We start from the raw sequence: 18842 nt of genomic DNA, 5'->3' as shown, positions 1-18842 counted from the left end.
GCGTTTACCTCAAGGAGGTTCTTTTTATAATGGCCGCGTTCTATCATTCAAGCATTCAAGGTCTCAGTTTTGAAATATCTTAAATATTTTTCAGGCATCTCACTGTTATTGCTGTTAACCGCGTGTAATACCCCGGAAACTCCAGCACCAGATTATCAGGGGAACTGGAAAAATACACTGGAAAACCCTAAATTGGAAAATATCCTGGTGATTTCCAAAAATGGTGAAAACTATTTCATTACCAATACCGTTAAAGATAAAGAAAGCGGCAAAACCGACAAGAAAAATCCAATGCCTGCTTCAGTCGCTGATAATGGTCTGCTACAGATTAATTCAGGTACAGGTGTCGTTGGTTTCGCGATTGACGAAAAAACTGGCAATCTGGTCGGTTCAGGTTCCGTCTATAAAAAAGCCAAATAATGCTCTAATCTAATCAATTCAGAGATAACACGAAAAATGCCATGATCAGGGAAGATTCATGGCATTTTTTAGTTCACCAATTTTATGAGACCAGCAAAATCTTCTACAAAATAATCTGCCTTGGCTTTGATCAAATCCATTTCATGCGCAGAATACTGGTCGTAAATTGCCACGACATCAATTCCCGCATTGTTGGCAGCTTCCACCCCAATTAAAGAATCTTCAACAATCAGGCAATCTTTAGCTTCAATTTCAAAATGCTGGAGCGCATTTAAATACACTTCTGGATGCGGTTTGATATTCTCAACATTTTCGCGAGTCAAAATAATCGCAAAATCATTATCAAAACTGATTTTCTGATTAATCTTCTGATTATTGTCCTGATAACGCTGCACATTGAATAAGCTGGTGGTAGTCGTAAGTGCCAATTGTATTCCTTGCTGTTTTAAAGCTTGAATCAGCAGCTCAGCTTGAGGTTTGAGTTCAATCACATGATCCAGAAAATGCCTTGAAATACCATAACGGCGATTTTTAACCTCTTCCTTGCTTGGCTTGAAACCATAGAGGTCTTTTAAATAGCCACAATATTCCAGATAGGGATCGGGCATATGTCTAAAGGCTTTCAGTTGCAGATCACGCAGCTGCTGAATCTGATCCAGACCGACTACGATCCCCGACAATTCCTGAATCAGGGCAGCATCGACCTGGTTCCAGATTCCCACTGAATCAATCAAGGTTCCATCCAGGTCAAAACACACCAGCTTTTTATCTTTAAACATGTCACCCCCATTTTTCTTTCACCGCCATTATCCCGTTTTTGGATAGAGATAAAAAGTCCAGTTTGGGTGCATATCTAGATTGCTTTTATCAATAAATTCCTAAAATGAACTTATTTTGAGCATTTTAAGTATTACTCATAATAAAAATCGTAATACCAAATTGGCACGTCATTTGCATTTATCTACACCTCCTAATTTAAATATTTATTTTTTATAAGAAACAACTTGCTGGTTACTTTTTGTTACCTAACGGTTGTATAAGAAAACTTAAAACTATTTAATTTAGTCTTTATTGATCAATTTATAGTCAAAACTATTTCATATCTTTACATCGGTTTATTTAATCTCTTATTTTCCTTAAGGTATTGTCCACTTCTTAACTCATTGAATTATAAAAGGGGAGCAATGCTAGAATTTAAAAATCAAATCGTACACGGCGCAATTTTCGATATGGATGGAACCATGTTTGATACTGAACGTTTGCGCTTTCAAACCTTGCAACAAGCTTCACGTGAGCTGATCGGCGTCGAATTTTCTGAAAACTATTTAATGCAGTGTTTGGGCTTAAGTGCCCGTAGTGCCGAGCAGCTGGCCAAAGAGCGTTATGGACAAGATGTTCCTTATGCCGAGATCCGCCAGCGCGCCGATGTACTGGAACTAGAACATGTACGCAATTATGGTGTTCCAATTAAAAAAGGTTTATTACAGGTGTTGGAACGCCTACGCAAGGCAGGCCTAAAAATGGCTGTGGCGACTTCGAGTCGACGTGCGATCGCAGAAGAATATCTGATCAATGCCAATGTCTATAAATTTTTTGATGTGCTGGTGTGTGGTGATGAGATTAAACAGGGGAAACCTCATCCAGAAATTTTTATCAGCGCAGCCGAAAAAATCAATTTAAGTCCGGCTCAATGCCTGATGTTTGAAGATTCTGAAAATGGCCTGCGATCTGCTTATGATGCAGGTGGTATGACGGTACTTTTCAAAGACATTAAAACACCGAATGAATCGATGCTGGCACAAGCCCAGTATTATTATGAAATGATGGAAGATTTTCTGACAGATCTGAACCAGTTTGTTCCGGTTCTGGAAATGCCAGAACTTGAGACCGCATTTCCGCAAACGCTGAATCAGTTAACGGTCGGGATTCACGGTTTCGGTGCGATTGGTGGTGGTTATTTGGCTCAGGTGTTATCACACTGGGATGGTTATACGCGTCCACGCAAAATTATTGCCTCAACGCGTAATCCACTCTATCAGTCTGCCGTAAATGCGTTTGGCACTTATTGCATTCGTTATGGTCAGAACTCTTTTGACCAGCGTATTGAAAATATGAGTGTAATTGATGCGCATGATCTGGAGCAAATGCAGAACATGTATATTGAATCCAGTCTGGTCGCAGTCTGTGTCCCTGAGGAAGCGCTGGTTTCTGAAGCAGAGGTGATTGCACAGGGTTTATATGCGCGATACTTGGCCTACGAGCAGCAGGAACAGCCGCTGACGCTGTTAATTATCCTAAATAAAATCGGGGCCAAACAGCTGGTGATGCAGCAGATTCTGAGCCGTCTGAAACAGATTACGGATGAACAGACAGCGCAGCACATTATGGATCAGCATTATTTCTGTGACACAGTGGTGAACCGTATGGTCTCCAAACTGTCCGACCAGAAACTGTACCGTCAGCTGCGCATCAAATACAACATGTTCAAGCAGTATCAGCTGGATGAAGATCTGTCCGTAGTGGGTCTGGATGATTCTACAGCCCTGAATGCAGACCAGGAACATCAGGCGGGCTTGTATATTGAAGACCTGCGTCGTAATTTTCAGCCGAGTCATATTCTGCAGTCGATGGATCTGATTCTGTTTAATGCCGAAACGGATATGCCAATCTATGTGGAAAATAACAGTCCATTATTGGCCAAAATGCGCCAGATGATTCTGGTAGATGATATTGCCAATATCCAGCTGATTAAAAACCGATTATGGAATGGTGTACATGCGATGATGGCTTGGTATGCCAGCCTGCGCGGTCATCAGACTATTGGCGTGGCCATGTCAGATCATTCGGTCAGAAAATTTATGCAGCAGGCTTTAGCGCAGGTAAAGCATGGCCTCTGTTATCAGATTCCTAAGCATGCTTCAGATCTGGAACGTCTGGCACAAAGTTTCACTGAATCTTGTGCCTATGCTTATCAGGACCCATGTGCACGTGTAGGACGTGAACCCTTAAGAAAGCTGGAACACAATGAACGGGTTATGGGTTCATTATTGACCTTGCTTAAATATAGCTTGCCATTTGATGTGGTTTTAAAAGGCGCAGTGCTGGGTTATATCTATGCTCTGGAACAGGGTGAATGCGAGCAGCAGGAACTGTTGATGCATTTACAGATCCAGTTAAGACGTATGGCATTAGAGCCGCAGCTATATGAGACCTTGTATGATGAAATGTCACAATTCATCAATCAGACTATCGCCGGAAAACTATCCTTGCAGAAATTCATGCAACTGGATTTACAGCAAGCGCTCAGTTAAATATCAGCAGTAAATAAAAAAGACCCAGAAATTTCTGGGTTTTTATTGGAAGTTTATAAATTTATAATTTATACAGTCGTGGATTCTTGCTGATAAATACAGGATTGGGCAATTTGTCGCTGATCATCTGCGGACAGATCAATATTTTCCCATTTTTCCATCTGCCCCAGTAACCAGATAAAATCGGTGAATTGAGGCTCAACACTTTCACCTGTAAGGTTACGGATAATATTCTGAATTTTATGGAAGTCATAAACGTGTCGAGAAGCTGAACATTCAAACTGGATGATCTGATAATCCATCAGCATGTCCCAAACTTCAGAAAGATCCGTAACATGTTTTAAATCCATCTGGGCTTTTTTTACAGCCGTGACTAAGGCCTCAACAGTCAGTGGATGCAACTCGCCCCATTCCTGAGTTATCGCCAGCACTTTGTCTGCCACTTTAGGAATGACATTCTGACTGGCTGCAACAATCAGGCTATAACCTTCAAGCTTGGCCTGAATATTCCAAGGTTCACCCACACAAAAACCATCAAAAATCTGTGCTGCGATCCCTTTGACCATCAAAGGGGGTGGTGAGGTCTTGAGCAATATATTTTTGGCATATTGCGGATCAGTTAAAGCCAGCCATTCTCTTAAACAGTAATGATGAATGGAGTATTTATAAACATGCGCCAAACCTACCTTGTGTTGCTGCTTTAAGGCACTGACCAGCTTTTGCGACGTGATCTGTTCATTATCTTCAGGCTGAATGCCCAGTGCATAACACAGATCCTGTCTTAAGCTGATAAATGCCTGATTGATACTGAGTACTAATGGAGTCTGCAAAGCGACTTGTAACTGGTCTGCACCCAAAGCAGCCGCGGGAAGCATGGCAGACAGGCAATGGGCTGCATCCAGAAAGCCATAGGCCAGACGGTCGCGTAAGCTGGACCAGGAGGCTTCACGGATCAGATTTACCTTTAAACCCTGTTCAGTAAAATAACCTTGTCGCTCCGCCCAAAGAATAGCAATACAATCAAGCAGTGGAATATAGCCAATATTGAGTTCTGTTTTTTCTATTGTTGTCATTGAATGCTCCTTATTGGCCAGATAACAGTTTTTGTGCATCAAGTAAGCGCCTTGCCATATCGCCAATGGTAATCCGGTGGCTCATGGCATTTTTGCGCAACAGGGCAAATGCTTCTTCTTCGCTCAGTCCATGCAGCTGGATCAGCAGGACTTTGGCTTTATCAATATCCCTGCGATCACTTAATTTTTCCTGAGTTTCCTTCAGGTCATGTAACAGTTTTTTATGTTTCTGAAATTGTTCAATCGATATTTCCAGAATATTTTCCAGTTTGGTCGGATCGATCCCGTCCACAATATATGCCGTGACGCCGGCATCAATGGCATTTCTGATGGTGTCCTTGTTGGAATTTTGGGTAAACAGAACTGTAGGTAATTCATACTGACTCACGCAGCTTTCGATAATATCGCGATGAGGGTGATCCATATTTAACAGAATGACATCGGCATGCAGGCTTTTGATATCAACAATGTTGAGGTCATTCAGAATGACACAGGCCACTACATGAAAATCATGCGCAAGCAAAGAAGCCTGAATAAATTCAGCGCGTTCTGGATCATCATCAATCAGGGCAATTCGTAATTTAGACATGCAAGATTTTTAGCTAGTAAATCGGGGAATATTCCATGAAGACTTATGCAAAAAACATACCATGCAATTTGGTGCAAAAAATTAGGAGATCAGGTTAAAAGTGTCATAAAAATAGTGCAGAAGAACTTAGAAGGCCGAATTAACCTGACTAAAATAAGGCGTTCTTGAAATAAGCGCACTAAAATAAGGAGTTTTAAGGCGAATAAGAATATAAAAATATTGGAATAATAATTGCTTGTTTTTAATCCACTATAAAATAAAAAGGTGGAATAGACATGAAATTACAACTTATACCATCACTGCTAGTAATAGGAACTCTTTTGATGGCGGGTAATGTGATGGCAGAAGATGGTGGTTTACGTTTTACCGAGAAAACTCTGGCCAAAGTGGCAGAAATGAAAACCAAGAAAAAACCAGCCGACACCCAGCAAGCTGCACCATTACAAGCGCAAGTAATTGCAAATGACTCTAAATAATAGCCAGAATACATGAAGAAACTCTCCAGCGGAAGGGTTTCTTTTTTGGGCTGAAATCTATAAGCCATAGTTCAAAAAATAAGAATTCTATTTTCTAGTTATAACTTAGATTTTGGTTTAGAAACCTGTCTATTAAACTGATCTTGATGAATCAGAATATTGTTTATATCTTCGAAATTTTTAATTTAAATCATTTTTTGCCAACTAAAATAAGATGGTTACAAGAAAAAAATACATATATATAAATTACAAATACTTAATAAGTTAGATATCAGAACTTGTTTGAATCTGTCTGCGATCTTGCAAAGTACTGACAGATTATTTGTATAGAATAAATTAAAAATATTGCCGCACCAGTCAGATATTTTGGCAGAAAATATCTGCTTAATTTTGCGTGCTTCATTTATGCTACAGCTTAAATTTTAAGCCAAGTCCTAAAGCAGATCAGGATCACTTATACAGGATTGTATAAATTCGCCATGAATATGACAAAAATTCCTCTCAAGAAGAATCCACTTAGCCTGATGATATTGTCGGCATTTTCAGGCCATCTTTATGCTGAAACTACGCTAGCGCAGAATAGTGTTCAGCAACTGGACACTATTGTGGTGACCACTGAGCAAAATACAAATTCTCAGAAACAGACTGAGGCGGAACTTGTCAGCGTTTCGGGAGGAACCAACTTTATTTCAGATCAGCAGTTACAACATCAGCGTCTGGGAACCACTGCTGACGTCTTCCGTCTCCAGCCCGGTATTTATGCCCAATCGCCGGGCAATGAAGGAGCCAAAATTTCTATCCGTGGTTCTGGCATTAACCGTACTTCTGGTGCACATGCATCCGGAACTTATGTCATGATCGATGATATTCCCTTTACCGGACCGGGTGGTACGGCTTATGAACTGCTTGAGCCATGGTGGATTGATCATGTTGGGGTGTACCGTGGTGCCAATGGTTTAAAACAGGGCGGATTGTCCTTAGGTGGAACAGTTAACTATAAAAGTAAGACTGGTGTAGAGCAAAATGGCTCTGAATTAAAATATGAAGCGGGTAGCCATGGCTATCAGAAATACCAGTTTAGTACTGGCCGACAAATCGACAAGTTAGATTATTATCTGGCAGTGACGGGTTCGCAGTTTGATGGGATTCAGGATCATGCCGAAAGTGATGGTAAAGGTCTGGCTTTTAATTTGGGCTATCAAATTAGTCCGGATATTGAAACCCGTTTTTATGCCCGTTACCGTGAGAGCAAACATTTAACTCCAGGGCGGATTAAACAGAAAGATCTTAAAAATAACCCTGAAACGGCTGACAGTAATTTTGCAGCTATTGATGCCAAACGGATCCAGCCGGGCAGTACCTGGCTGGCCAATACCACGACATGGAATCTGCAGGATGATGCAAAACTGACCGGTAGTCTGGCTTATCATCATTATCCGCTGGATCTACGTGAAAGTCGTTATCGTACTAATGTCGATTATGAAGATATTACTGCGCGCTTCCAGTATAAAAAGCCTTATCAGTTTCTAGGTCTGGAACATCAGGGGCGTATTGCCTTGCGTAGCACCACTCATCGTCCAGACAGTGGCGTAACTGAAACTTTAAGATTTGACACTCCATCATATCCGGCAGATACCGTTACCCGCCGTTATACCTATCGCGGTTCAGACAACGTCTTGCAATTTGATCAGGAAACTACATTAAATGATCAGTTCAAATTAGATTTGGGACTGGCAGCGGTGTATACCCATCGGGAAAGTGAAGTGACTTATCCTGAGGCGAGTCCTGAAGTCAGTCGTTATGAATGGAATTTTGCACCAAGACTTGGATTGACCTATCAGCCGAATGAGTCTGTGCAATGGTTTGCCAATTTAAGCCGCAGCATTGAACCGGCACATCCTTGGGCGATGGCATGGTCTTCACCATATTATTTTGATAGTGGGGTCGCTTCTGGTCGGGTACGTGCGCCAATCTATTTGGACACGCAAACTGCCAATAGCTTTGAACTGGGCGGACGTGGACAATCAGGCTTTGGAGATTGGGCACTGAGCTACTATTATTCTAAAGTTAAAAATGAACTGTTAACCTCTGAAATGATTAAAGATTATGGGAGTAACTCTCCTCAATCTGAAAGAATTAGTGTAGAAGCAAATGCGACGCCAACGATTCATCAAGGGGTGGAGTTAAGTCTGGATACGCCATTGCATGAATCCCGATATGGTGAACTGCGTCTGCAACAGGCTTATACGCTTAGCGATTTCCAGTATAAAAATGATCCATCGTTTGGTAAAAACCAGTTGCCAGGAATTCCAAAACACCTTTATCAGGCGCAGCTCAGTTATGCCTTGAATAATGGTCTTTATATGGGGCTAAATACTGAATATGCATCGAAGATGGCACATGATTATGCCAATAGCCGCTTCAGTGATGATTATCAGATTTGGGGTATAGATCTGGGATATGCGCCAGAAGATCAGTCATGGAGTGCCTGGGTTAACTTCAAGAACATCACGGATGAAAAATATGCAGCAGTGGTGATTCCAGGTCTTAATGATAATGGGAAAGATGAAGCACGATCTTCACCAGGTGAAGGCTTCTCGACTTATGCAGGTGTGTCGTTTAAATTTTAAAATAATCACTGCATAAAAAAGCGGGCATTTTTGCCCGCTTTTTTTATTGTCAGCTTATATAAAACTAGCCTTCCAGAATTCCACTGACACCTGTCACAATCATATCGATGGCAATCGTACCAATCAGAAGCGCAGCAACACGACCTACAATATCGACATATAAATCAATGTAGTTGGAGTATTTATGCTGCAAATGATCATGCAGATATTTCATCAGGATCAGCAAGCTACAGGTTAGAAACAGGGTAAAGAAAATCACCAGAATGGTTTGCATTAAACTGAGCTGTATACCTGTGATCACAGAAGCCGAAATGGTGCCCGGACCGATCATAAACGGCATGGCAATCGTGCCCGCCAGATGACTGGGCGCTCCACGCATCACGCCAATCGTATCAGCACCTTCAAAGACATAACGATAGCCAATTACTAGAAAAATAATACCGCCAAAAATCTGGAAGGACTCAAACCGCACATGCAAGACTTCATTAAAGAAGGCTTCACCAGTTTTCGCAAAAATGATGAAAACAATAAAGCTGATCAGGCTGCCCTGAATCAATGCCATATTGAAGACCTTTGCTTCGGAATTACGAATAATTCCGAGCATATAGATACTCATCAAAAATGGATTGAGTAACGAAAAAAACAGGGCAAAGGCATTCAAACTTTCTGACATCATTGCGTCCTTCCGTAGTTGAGAGATCCTAGATTTCACGATCCGGGAAAAGTGGACGTTTACCTGGGCTGATCCGGTTAATGTGCAAATACATCATATGGCGTTCATATTTATCCAGGATGTCATTGATCACCTGTTCCTTACTGTAACCGACCAGATCGTTACCCTGAGAGCCTTCAAACAGATAACTTTCCAGACGATAGTAATAGCGTTTGGTTCGTTTACCACGTGAACTGAAATTTGGCGTGTCATAGCGTACCGGCCATATTTCATAAACAAAGTTTTCTTCTTCATCGAGTTGAATAGTCAGATCCAGATGATACAGTTCAGGTTCTTCCTCAAGTGATTTTTCCTGAATATTGACTTGAATACCTTTATCAATTAACTCGGTTGCAACGGCCTCGATGGCCGGCTTGCAGACATTGTCCAGCATGGTCCGGGTCTGGGACAGGCTTGGATGCAGCATGACCCGGCTCAGACGCTTCTTCCAGTTCAAGATATCCACATTACCGACCACAGGTGCCGCATTCAGGCTGGTACTGGCCTGACGAAAATCCTCCAGACGCAAGGATTTATACAAACCGGCCATCACAAAGAAGATCACGAAACTAAAAGGCAGTCCCATAATAATGGTAGTGTTTTGCAATGCAGTAACACCGTTAGCCATTAGCATAGCTAGCGTCAAAAGACCGATCGCAATCGCCCAGAACACACTGAGCCAGCGCGGTGAATCATGCTCAATATTAGTGAATTTAGTGGTGAAGTTCCCCAATACTAATGCCCCTGAATCCGCTGAAGTCACATAGAACAGCAACCCTGTAATGGTGGCTACACCTGCGATAAATGTGAAACCTGGATACTGTGCCAGCAGGTCATAAAAACCATGTGCCGGATTTTCTAAAACAGTTGTCGCAAGCTGAGTATTACCATCAAAAATCACGCTGTATAAAGCACTGTTACCGAAAATAGACAACCAGGTCAGGGTAAATAACAGAGGAATAACCAAAGTCCCGGTGACAAATTCACGAATGGTACGACCACGAGAAATACGGGCCAAGAACAGACCTACAAATGGCGACCAGGCAATCCACCATGCCCAGAAGAACAGGGTCCAGCTATTCATCCATTCTTTAGGCTGCTCAAAAGGAAAACTGCTTAAAGAGAGTTTCGGGAACTGGCTGAGATAATCACCAAAATTCTGAATTAGAGCTGCTAATAAAAACTCGGTATTTCCCATAAAGAGAATAAAGAGCAGCAATCCGATTGATACATAGATATTAATTTCGGACAGGACCCGGATACCTTTATTGACCCCCGCAGTGACGGAAATAATGGTAATAATGACGGCAACACCGATTAATGCAGTTTGAATCCAGATATTTTCTGGCAAGCCGAACAGGACATGCAAACCATAATTTAATTGAACGACACCAATACCGCAGGTGGTGGCAATACCAAAAATCGTACCGAGTACTGCAGCGGTATCTACCGTATGGCCAATCGGGCCATTAATTCTTTTTCCAAAAATAGGATAAAGCGCAGATCGAATTGTCAGTGGTAAATTATAGCGATAACTGAAATATCCCAACGCAACCCCAATCAGCGCGTACATGCTCCAGCCGGTCAGACCATAGTGAAACAGGGTCCAGACCATAGACTGACGCGCGGCTTCAAAGGTTTCAGCTTCACCGACTGGAGGACTCATATAATGAGACAAGGGTTCAGCGACCGAGAAGAACATCAAGTCAATCCCGATCCCGGCTGAGAACAACATGGCCGACCAGCTCAGCAGGCTGAATTCGGGTTTAGAATGTTTGGGACCAAGCTTGATTTCGCCATAACGTGAGCAGGCGATAAAGACAATAAAAACCAGATACAGCGTTGCCGCCAGCAGGTAATACCAGCTAAAGGTACTACTGACCCAGTTTAAAATATTAATAATGACTAGATTGGCTTGTTCATTAAATAAAATCGTGATGATAGAAAACAGCAGAATAAGCGTCGCCGAACAATAAAAGACTACCTTATTCAGACTATCTTGCACCTCTTCGTTTTTCTTTTGCATAAATCTCTGACCATCGTTTTGTTGCCGAATGATCTACAGTGCAGTGTGATTTAAAAGCAAAAGCTGGCCCTAAAGCTTCCTTGTTTTCGTGAATTACAAACTTTTGCAAATCCAAAACAAACTGCGCTGTACATCAAGGGTGAGCTGGCACTATAATTTTTATTAATTGAACGTTCAATTAAAAAAGCGTTTAGGAATTGTTACATCATTCCGCTATTTGCTTTAGCAGAGTGATTTTGTATTGCTACATCCGTTATTCAGGTTAGTCCTATGCCAAAAGTTGGTATGCAACCGATCCGTCGTCAGCAACTGATCGATGCCACCTTAGCTGCAGTGAATGAGCTAGGTTTTGCAGAAGCTTCAATTAGTCAGATTGCTCAGAGGGCAGGTGTCTCAACAGGCATCATAAGTCATTATTTTCAAGGTAAAAATGGGTTAATTGAAGCCACAATGCGTTACTTATTGCAGCAATTAGGTAAATCTGTTGCTGAAATCAAGTCACAGGTGAATGACGCCCCTGAACAACGCTTACTGGCAATTGTGCGTGGCAATTTTACTGCTCCACAAACGGATAAAGCGGTCATGAAGGTGTGGTTGGCTTTTTGGGCCAGCAGTCTGCATCAGCCCGATTTACATCGTTTACAGCAAATAAACCATTACCGCTTACATTCCAATCTTAAATATGAATTCATGAAAAAGCTGAGTAAGGATCAAGCTGAGAAGGCAGCACAAGGTCTGGCTGCACTCATTGATGGATTCTGGCTAAGAGGTGCTTTAGTAAGTGGCGAAATTGATCCAGAACTGCCGATTGAACTGTGTAGTGAATATATCCGGCAACAACTCAAATAACCAATTTGCGAGGGAATTCCATTGACAACATTCAAACTGCAACGTCCTTATATTCATGGACAATATGTCGATGCAACGTCCAATAGCACGTTTCAAACTATTAATCCTGCCACCGGTGAAGTCCTGGCTGAAGTGCAGGTCTGTTCAAAAAATGATATCGATCGTGCGGTTGAATCTGCACAACAAGGGCAAAAAGTCTGGGCAGAAATGACCGCGATTCAACGCTCGCGCATCTTGAACAAGGCAGTCGCCATTTTACGCGAGCGTAACGATGAACTGGCAAAATTAGAAAGCTTGGACAGCGGTAAAGCCTTTAGTGAAACATCGACTGTTGATATTACGACAGGTGCAGATGTACTCGAATATTATGCGGGAATTCTACCGGTTCTTGAAGGCCAGCAAATCCCGCTGAGAAGCAGTTCCTTTGTCTATACTCGCCGTGAACCTTTGGGTGTTGTCGCTGGAATTGGCGCATGGAATTATCCGATTCAGATCGCATTGTGGAAATCTGCACCGGCACTCGCTGCAGGCAATGCCATGATTTTCAAAGCCAGTGAAGTTACACCTTTAACTGCGCTGAAACTGGCAGAAATTTATACCGAAGCCGGTGTGCCGCATGGTGTCTTTAATGTGGTTACCGGTAGTGGTGAAATTGGTGGTTATCTAACTTCGCATCCCGATATTGCCAAAGTGTCTTTTACCGGTGGCGTTTCTACCGGTAAAAAAGTCATGGCGCAAGCTGCAAATTCTAGCCTGAAAGAAGTTACCATGGAGCTGGGCGGTAAGTCTCCGCTGATTATCTGTGAAGATGCCGATCTGGATCTGGCGGCTGATATTGCCATGATGGCCAACTTCTATAGCTCCGGTCAGGTGTGTACCAACGGTACTCGTGTATTTGTGCCTTTGGCATTGAAAGCAGCATTTGAAGAAAAGATTTTACAGCGTGTTGAACATATTCGTATGGGTGACCCTCTCGATCCTGAAACCAATTTCGGTCCGGTGTCCAGCTTTGAGCATATGGAAAAAGTGCTGGGCTATATTGAAAAAGGCAAGATAGAAGGGGCACGCCTATTATGTGGTGGCGGTCGTGCTGAGGATGAACAGTTTGTCCAAGGGGCTTATGTCCTGCCAACCGTATTTACCGACTGTCGTGATGACATGACCATTGTACGTGAAGAAATCTTCGGTCCAGTCATGAGTATTCTTAGTTATGACACTGAGCAAGAAGCGATTCGTCGTGCCAATGATACCGATTATGGTCTGGCTGCAGGTGTCGTCACACCAGACTTAGCCCGTGCACACCGAATTATTCATCAGGTAGAAGCGGGTATCTGCTGGATCAATACCTGGGGGGAATCGCCTGCAGAAATGCCAGTCGGTGGTTATAAACATTCCGGTGTTGGACGTGAAAATGGGCTTGTGACCTTGCAGCATTACACCCAGACCAAATCGGTTCAGGTCGAACTCAGTCCTTTCCAATCTGTATTTAGCGCATAAGGGGGATTTGATGAATTACGACTATATTATTATCGGTGCGGGCTCTGCGGGTAATGTTCTGGCAGCGCGTTTAACTGAAGATCCAGATACTAAGGTGCTATTACTTGAGGCAGGTGGCCCGGACTATCGTTTGGATTTTAGAACCCAGATGCCGGCTGCTTTAGCTTATCCTTTACAAGGACGCCGTTATAACTGGGCCTATCTGACCGATCCAGAACCCCACATGAACAATCGCCGTATGGAATGCGGCCGTGGTAAAGGTCTGGGCGGATCTTCACTGATTAATGGCATGTGCTATATCCGTGGTAATGCTATGGATCTGGAACAGTGGGCCAGCCTTAAAGGTCTGGAACACTGGAACTATGCGCAGTGTCTACCCTATTACAAAAAAGCTGAAACCCGCGATATTGGCGGCAATGACTATCATGGCGATTCAGGCCCGGTTTCAGTCGCAACGCCTAAAAATGATAATAATGAGCTGTTTCATGCTATGGTCGAAGCTGGGGTTCAAGCCGGTTATCCACGTACCGATGACTTGAATGGCTACCAACAGGAAGGCTTCGGGCCAATGGATCGTACTGTGACACCCCAAGGTCGTCGCTCCAGTACGGCACGTGGTTATCTGGATATGGCCAAAGGCCGGGATAATCTCACCATTATTACCCATGCCATGACCAACCGAATTCTGTTTAATCGCAATAAGGCGATTGGCGTAGAATATTTTGAAGGTCAAAATACCTTACAGCCGATTCAGGTCTTTGCGGATCGTGAAGTTCTACTATGTGCAGGTGCAATTGCATCTCCACAAATCCTGCAACGCTCTGGTGTAGGTCCGGCTGAATTGTTAAAAAGTCTGGATATTCCGGTGGTTCAGGACCTGCCGGGTGTGGGTGAAAACCTGCAAGACCATCTGGAAATGTACTTACAATATAAGTGCAAAAAACCGGTCAGCTTATACCCAGCATTAAAATGGTATAACCAGCCCATGATTGGCGCAGAATGGCTATTCTTAGGTAAAGGAATTGGTGCCAGCAACCAGTTTGAAGCCGGTGGCTTTATTCGTTCTTCGGATGAGTTCGAATGGCCAAACATCCAGTATCACTTCCTGCCAGTGGCGATCAATTACAATGGAACTAATGCTATCCATGAGCACGGCTTCCAGGCCCATGTCGGTTCTATGCGTTCACCATCTCGTGGTCGAGTCCGTCTGAAATCCAAAGATCCGTTCGAGCATCCAAGTATTCTGTTCAACTATATGAGTACCGAACAGGACTGGCGTGAATTCCGGGATGCCATCCGCATTACCCGTGAAATTATGCATCAGCCCGCCCTGGATCCATATCGTGGTGAAGAAATCAGTCCGGGCAAAAATCTGCAAACTGATGCAGAAATTGATGAATTTGTTCGTAATCATGCAGAAACAGCGTATCATCCGTCCTGTAGCTGTAAAATGGGTGAGGATGATATGGCCGTTGTCGATGGTTATGGGCGTGTGCATGAGATGCAAGGCCTGCGTGTCATCGATGCTTCAATTATGCCGCTCATTATTACAGGCAACCTCAATGCAACCACGATCATGATGGCTGAAAAGCTTGCAGATCATATCCGTGGCAAGCAGGCATTACCTGCTTCTACAGCGCCTTTCTACCGGGCCCCACGCGCTTAAGTCATGGCTATATTCCTGTTGCTTGCTGCAAAGAGGAATATAGCGGAATTTATTTTTACCCAAAGCTGGATAAGGCTGTAATCGGTTTCAGTGTTATCCATTCTTTGCTTAATATAATTTATATTTTATGAGAATGTTCAAACAAACAGTCCTTTTCGGCTGTGCTGCTGTTTCTAGTGTTTATTGTTTTGCAGACGATGCAGAAGCAAAAAAAATTGAAACCAGTGGAAACATCAGTGTAGTTTCTAAATACATCTCCCGTGGTCTGACCAATGCACCAGAAAATGATGACGTTGCCTTACAGGCAGCACTGAATCTGGCTTATGGTAATTTTTATGTCGGTTACTGGGGCTCAACCTTAGGGTATTCCTATCCGGAACTGGAAGGCAAGAAATCACATCGTCGTGATAAATTCGAACATGATTTTATCGTGGGATATACCTATAGCAGTGAAAACTACGACTGGAATTTTTGGGATGCGACCTATTATTATCCGGGTGGCAGCCATACCACTTCAAATGAATTAGGTTTGAATGTAAGTCGTGCACTAAACGACAAGACCAGCGTTACAGCGGGTGTATCGACCTATTTATATGATGTGGCCTATGCCAATCAGGGCGATACTTTTTATACCCTGGATTTAACCCATCAGCTTAATGATAAGCTGGGTGCGCATGTCGGTGCAGCGGGTGGTTATTTTAATGATGAAGGCAAATATGAAGGTAATGAGCTAGGCAACACTACCAAACAGCATGCTTTCCGTTATGCAACTGCCGGATTGAGTTATGAAGTTGCGCCGAAGTTGACCTTATCTGGTGATTATATCTTTGGTGGTTATGACCGTTTTGGTGATAAGCAGCGCGATCTCGCTGTGTTTGGTATTGGTTATGATTTTTAATTTGGATCTTGATCTGATTTAAAAAACGCATTTCCCAGTCCATAAAATCCGGCCGGGAACAGCAAGTATTAATAAAAACAGTCTGTTCTCGGCTTAAAGCCAGATTTTCTGAATATTTAATTAACACATATTTTGATAAATCCACAGGAAATTCGAGCAAACATTATCAATTTCATAAAATGATTCTATAATAGCACCCATTCTTACTCGAGCTTATCCTGAAACTAACTGGTTGAAGGTTTAACCCGGGTTATTATTATTTTTGAGTCAAATTCTCCTCCGTGATTCGGCTTGTATATTCAGATTTAGCATCTTATCTGTCCGTGGTGGCACATAAGAATATTTAGGTATCCACATGGAAATTAAGGTCAATTATCTCGATAATCTTCGTCAGGAAGCCAAGTTCGATGACTTCACGGTAATCGCCGATCAGCCGATCCGCTATAAAGGTGATGGTTCTGCGCCAGGTCCATTTGATTATTTTCTGGCATCTTCTGCGTTGTGTGCAGCTTATTTTGTTAAAGTTTATTGTGCAGCGCGTGACATTCCAACCGACAATATCCGTCTGTCTCAAAACAATATCGTCGATCCTGAAAACCGCTACAAACAGATTTTTAAAATTCAGGTCGAGCTACCGGCTGATATCTCTGAAAAAGACCGTCAGGGGATTTTGCGTTCGATCGACCGTTGTACCGTCAAAAAAGTGATTCAGACTGGTCCTGAATTTGTTATTGAAGAAGTTGAGAGCATTGATGCCGATGCGCAGGCTTTGTTGATGCCAAATCTGGCTTCAGACAGCCTAACCTGTATTCCGGGTAAAGACTTACCACTTGAAGAAACTATTGCCAATATGTCTGCGATTCTGGCAGGCCTCGGCATGAAAATTGAAATTGCGTCTTGGCGTAACATTGTACCGAATGTCTGGTCATTGCATATTCGTGATGCCCAGTCACCGATGTGCTTTACCAATGGTAAAGGTTCAACCAAGGAAAGTGCGCTGGCATCTGCACTGGGTGAATTTATCGAGCGTCTGAACTGTAATTTCTTCTATAATGACCAGTTTTGGGGTGAAGATATTGCCAATGCAGAATTTGTGCATTATCCGGATGAAAAATGGTTCCAGCCGGGTCCAAATGGTGAGTTGCCAGCAGAAGTTTTAGATGAACATACCCGTGAAATTTATGATCCTGAAGATGAGTTACTAGGTACTCATCTTTATGATACTAACTCGGGCAATAAAGCACGTGGTATCTGTTCATTGCCATTTGTACGTCAGTCTGATAGTGAAACTGTATATTTCCCATCGAATCTGATTGAAAACCTGTATCTCAGTAATGGTATGAGCGCGGGCAATACCTTAGCTGAAGCTCAAGTACAATGTCTGTCTGAGATTTTCGAACGTGCGGTTAAACGTGAAATTCTGGAAGGTGAGCTGGCACTGCCGGATGTACCTGAACACGTACTGGCAAAATATCCGAAAATTATTGAAGGTATTAAAGGCTTAGAAGAGCAAGGCTTCCCAGTACTGGTCAAAGATGCTTCTTTGGGCGGTCAGTTCCCGGTGATGTGCGTGACCTTGATGAACCCGCGTACGGGTGGTGTCTTTGCCTCATTCGGTGCACATCCAAACTTTGAAGTGGCTTTAGAGCGCAGTCTGACTGAACTGTTACAAGGTCGTAGTTTTGAAGGCCTGAATGATCTGCCAAAACCAACCTTCAGTTCAAATGCAGTCACTGAACCGAATAACTTTGTTGAGCACTTTATTGATTCAAGTGGTGTCGTATCTTGGCGTTTCTTCAGCGCAAAATCTGACTATGATTTTGTTGAGTGGGATTTCACCAATAATGGCCAAAACTCAAATGCCGATGAGGCACAAGAATTGTTTACCATTCTGGAAGAGATGGGCCATGAAGTTTATATGGCGGTCTATCAGCATTTAGGTGCAACCGCTTGTCGTATTCTGGTGCCGGGTTATTCTGAAATTTATCTGATGGAAGATTTGGTTTGGGACAATACCAACAAGGCGCTGTTATATCGTGAAGATATTCTGAACCTGCATCGTTTGGATGATGAACAGCTAGAAGCTCTGGTTGAACGTCTGGAAGAAGCAGATGAAGATGATTACACCGAGATCCGTACCTTGATCGGCATTGAATTTGACGAAAATACCGAATGGGGTCAGCTGACCATTCTGGAACTAAAACTCCTGATCTATCTGGCTCTACAACAATTTGAAGAAGCTAAAGATCTGGTCGAACAGTTCTTGCAATACAATACCAATACCGTTGAACGTGGCCTGTTCTATCAATGCATGAATGTAGTGCTTGAAGTCATTCTGGATGATGAAATGGAACTGGAAGACTATGAACACAACTTCCGCCGTATGTTTGGCGATGCCCGTATGGATGCAGTCCTCGGTTCAGTAGAAGGTACAGTACGTTTCTACGGTTTAGCTGAAACCAATATGCAGCTTGAAGGTCTGGATCGTCATCTGCGTTTAATTGATAGCTACAAGAAACTCCATGCAGCGCGCGCCAAGTTTGTAGCAGCGTAATAAGTGAAGATGATTAGCTGACTTTACTGGTCTTTAAATCTTTAAAAAATAGCCCATCTTAGAATGGGCTATTTTTTTATATTGCTCTAACATTTTGCGAGTGTTTTAAAAAAGAAAAATAAAGGTAAGCATCCGGCTAAC

General features: G+C 42.8%; 14 protein-coding genes. 9 read left to right on the top strand and 5 right to left on the bottom strand.

What is annotated here, in order from left to right:
• Nucleotides 1-69 precede the first annotated feature (69 nt).
• Nucleotides 70-420, top strand: a complete 351-nt coding sequence (locus B3143_RS04885; RefSeq protein WP_286739709.1) for a hypothetical protein — start codon at nt 70-72, stop codon at nt 418-420.
• A 68-nt stretch (nt 421-488) separates the two neighbouring features.
• Here the strand turns inward: B3143_RS04885 and B3143_RS04880 are convergent, their stop codons facing one another.
• Nucleotides 489-1199, bottom strand: coding sequence for an HAD family hydrolase (locus B3143_RS04880; RefSeq protein ID WP_004785662.1), 711 nt, complete (start codon nt 1197-1199; stop codon nt 489-491).
• Between the two features lie 405 nt (nt 1200-1604).
• Between B3143_RS04880 and mtlD the strand changes: the two genes are divergently transcribed.
• On the top strand, nt 1605-3731 hold the full coding sequence (mtlD, locus tag B3143_RS04875; RefSeq protein WP_004785663.1) for a bifunctional mannitol-1-phosphate dehydrogenase/phosphatase: 2127 nt from the start codon (nt 1605-1607) through the stop codon (nt 3729-3731).
• A gap of 68 nt (nt 3732-3799) precedes the next feature.
• Here the strand turns inward: mtlD and B3143_RS04870 are convergent, their stop codons facing one another.
• On the bottom strand, nt 3800-4804 hold the full coding sequence (locus B3143_RS04870) for an ABC transporter substrate-binding protein (protein ID WP_286739708.1): 1005 nt from the start codon (nt 4802-4804) through the stop codon (nt 3800-3802).
• 10 nt (nt 4805-4814) lie between these two features.
• Nucleotides 4815-5393 carry an ANTAR domain-containing response regulator gene (locus B3143_RS04865; protein ID WP_004785667.1) on the bottom strand — a complete coding sequence of 193 codons (579 nt, stop codon included), beginning with the start codon at nt 5391-5393 and terminating at the stop codon, nt 4815-4817.
• A gap of 323 nt (nt 5394-5716) precedes the next feature.
• Between B3143_RS04865 and B3143_RS04860 the strand changes: the two genes are divergently transcribed.
• Entirely contained in the window at nt 5717-5869 is a 153-nt protein-coding gene (locus B3143_RS04860; RefSeq protein ID WP_004785669.1) for a hypothetical protein, read from the top strand.
• A 479-nt stretch (nt 5870-6348) separates the two neighbouring features.
• Nucleotides 6349-8499, top strand: a complete 2151-nt coding sequence (locus tag B3143_RS04855; RefSeq protein WP_004785671.1) for a TonB-dependent receptor family protein — start codon at nt 6349-6351, stop codon at nt 8497-8499.
• Between the two features lie 64 nt (nt 8500-8563).
• Here the strand turns inward: B3143_RS04855 and B3143_RS04850 are convergent, their stop codons facing one another.
• Together B3143_RS04850 and B3143_RS04845 are read right to left on the bottom strand one after the other, a co-directional pair.
• Complete coding sequence (locus B3143_RS04850) at nt 8564-9172, bottom strand: MarC family protein (protein ID WP_004785673.1); 609 nt, start codon at nt 9170-9172, stop codon at nt 8564-8566.
• 28 nt (nt 9173-9200) lie between these two features.
• Entirely contained in the window at nt 9201-11237 is a 2037-nt protein-coding gene (locus tag B3143_RS04845; protein ID WP_004785675.1) for a choline transporter, read from the bottom strand.
• A gap of 270 nt (nt 11238-11507) precedes the next feature.
• Here B3143_RS04845 and betI point away from each other — a divergent pair, with 270 nt between their 5' ends.
• The 5 genes from betI to B3143_RS04820 all read left to right on the top strand — a co-directional run bounded on the left by betI (nt 11508) and on the right by B3143_RS04820 (nt 18701).
• Nucleotides 11508-12086 (top strand): transcriptional regulator BetI, encoded by a 579-nt coding sequence (betI, locus tag B3143_RS04840; RefSeq protein WP_004785677.1) that lies wholly within the window; start codon nt 11508-11510, stop codon nt 12084-12086.
• A 21-nt stretch (nt 12087-12107) separates the two neighbouring features.
• Complete coding sequence (betB, locus tag B3143_RS04835; protein WP_004785680.1) at nt 12108-13583, top strand: betaine-aldehyde dehydrogenase; 1476 nt, start codon at nt 12108-12110, stop codon at nt 13581-13583.
• 10 nt (nt 13584-13593) lie between these two features.
• Nucleotides 13594-15249, top strand: a complete 1656-nt coding sequence (gene betA, locus B3143_RS04830) for a choline dehydrogenase (protein WP_004785682.1) — start codon at nt 13594-13596, stop codon at nt 15247-15249.
• 127 nt (nt 15250-15376) lie between these two features.
• Complete coding sequence (locus tag B3143_RS04825; protein WP_261634843.1) at nt 15377-16147, top strand: hypothetical protein; 771 nt, start codon at nt 15377-15379, stop codon at nt 16145-16147.
• 355 nt (nt 16148-16502) lie between these two features.
• Entirely contained in the window at nt 16503-18701 is a 2199-nt protein-coding gene (locus B3143_RS04820; protein ID WP_004785685.1) for an OsmC domain/YcaO domain-containing protein, read from the top strand.
• Nucleotides 18702-18842 lie beyond the last annotated feature (141 nt).

Source organism: Acinetobacter sp. UBA1496, from assembly GCF_002324975.1.
GTDB lineage: Bacteria > Pseudomonadota > Gammaproteobacteria > Pseudomonadales > Moraxellaceae > Acinetobacter > Acinetobacter variabilis.
The sequence above is the reverse complement of the archived record's forward strand: the minus strand, read 5'-3'. Positions and strand labels throughout refer to the sequence as shown.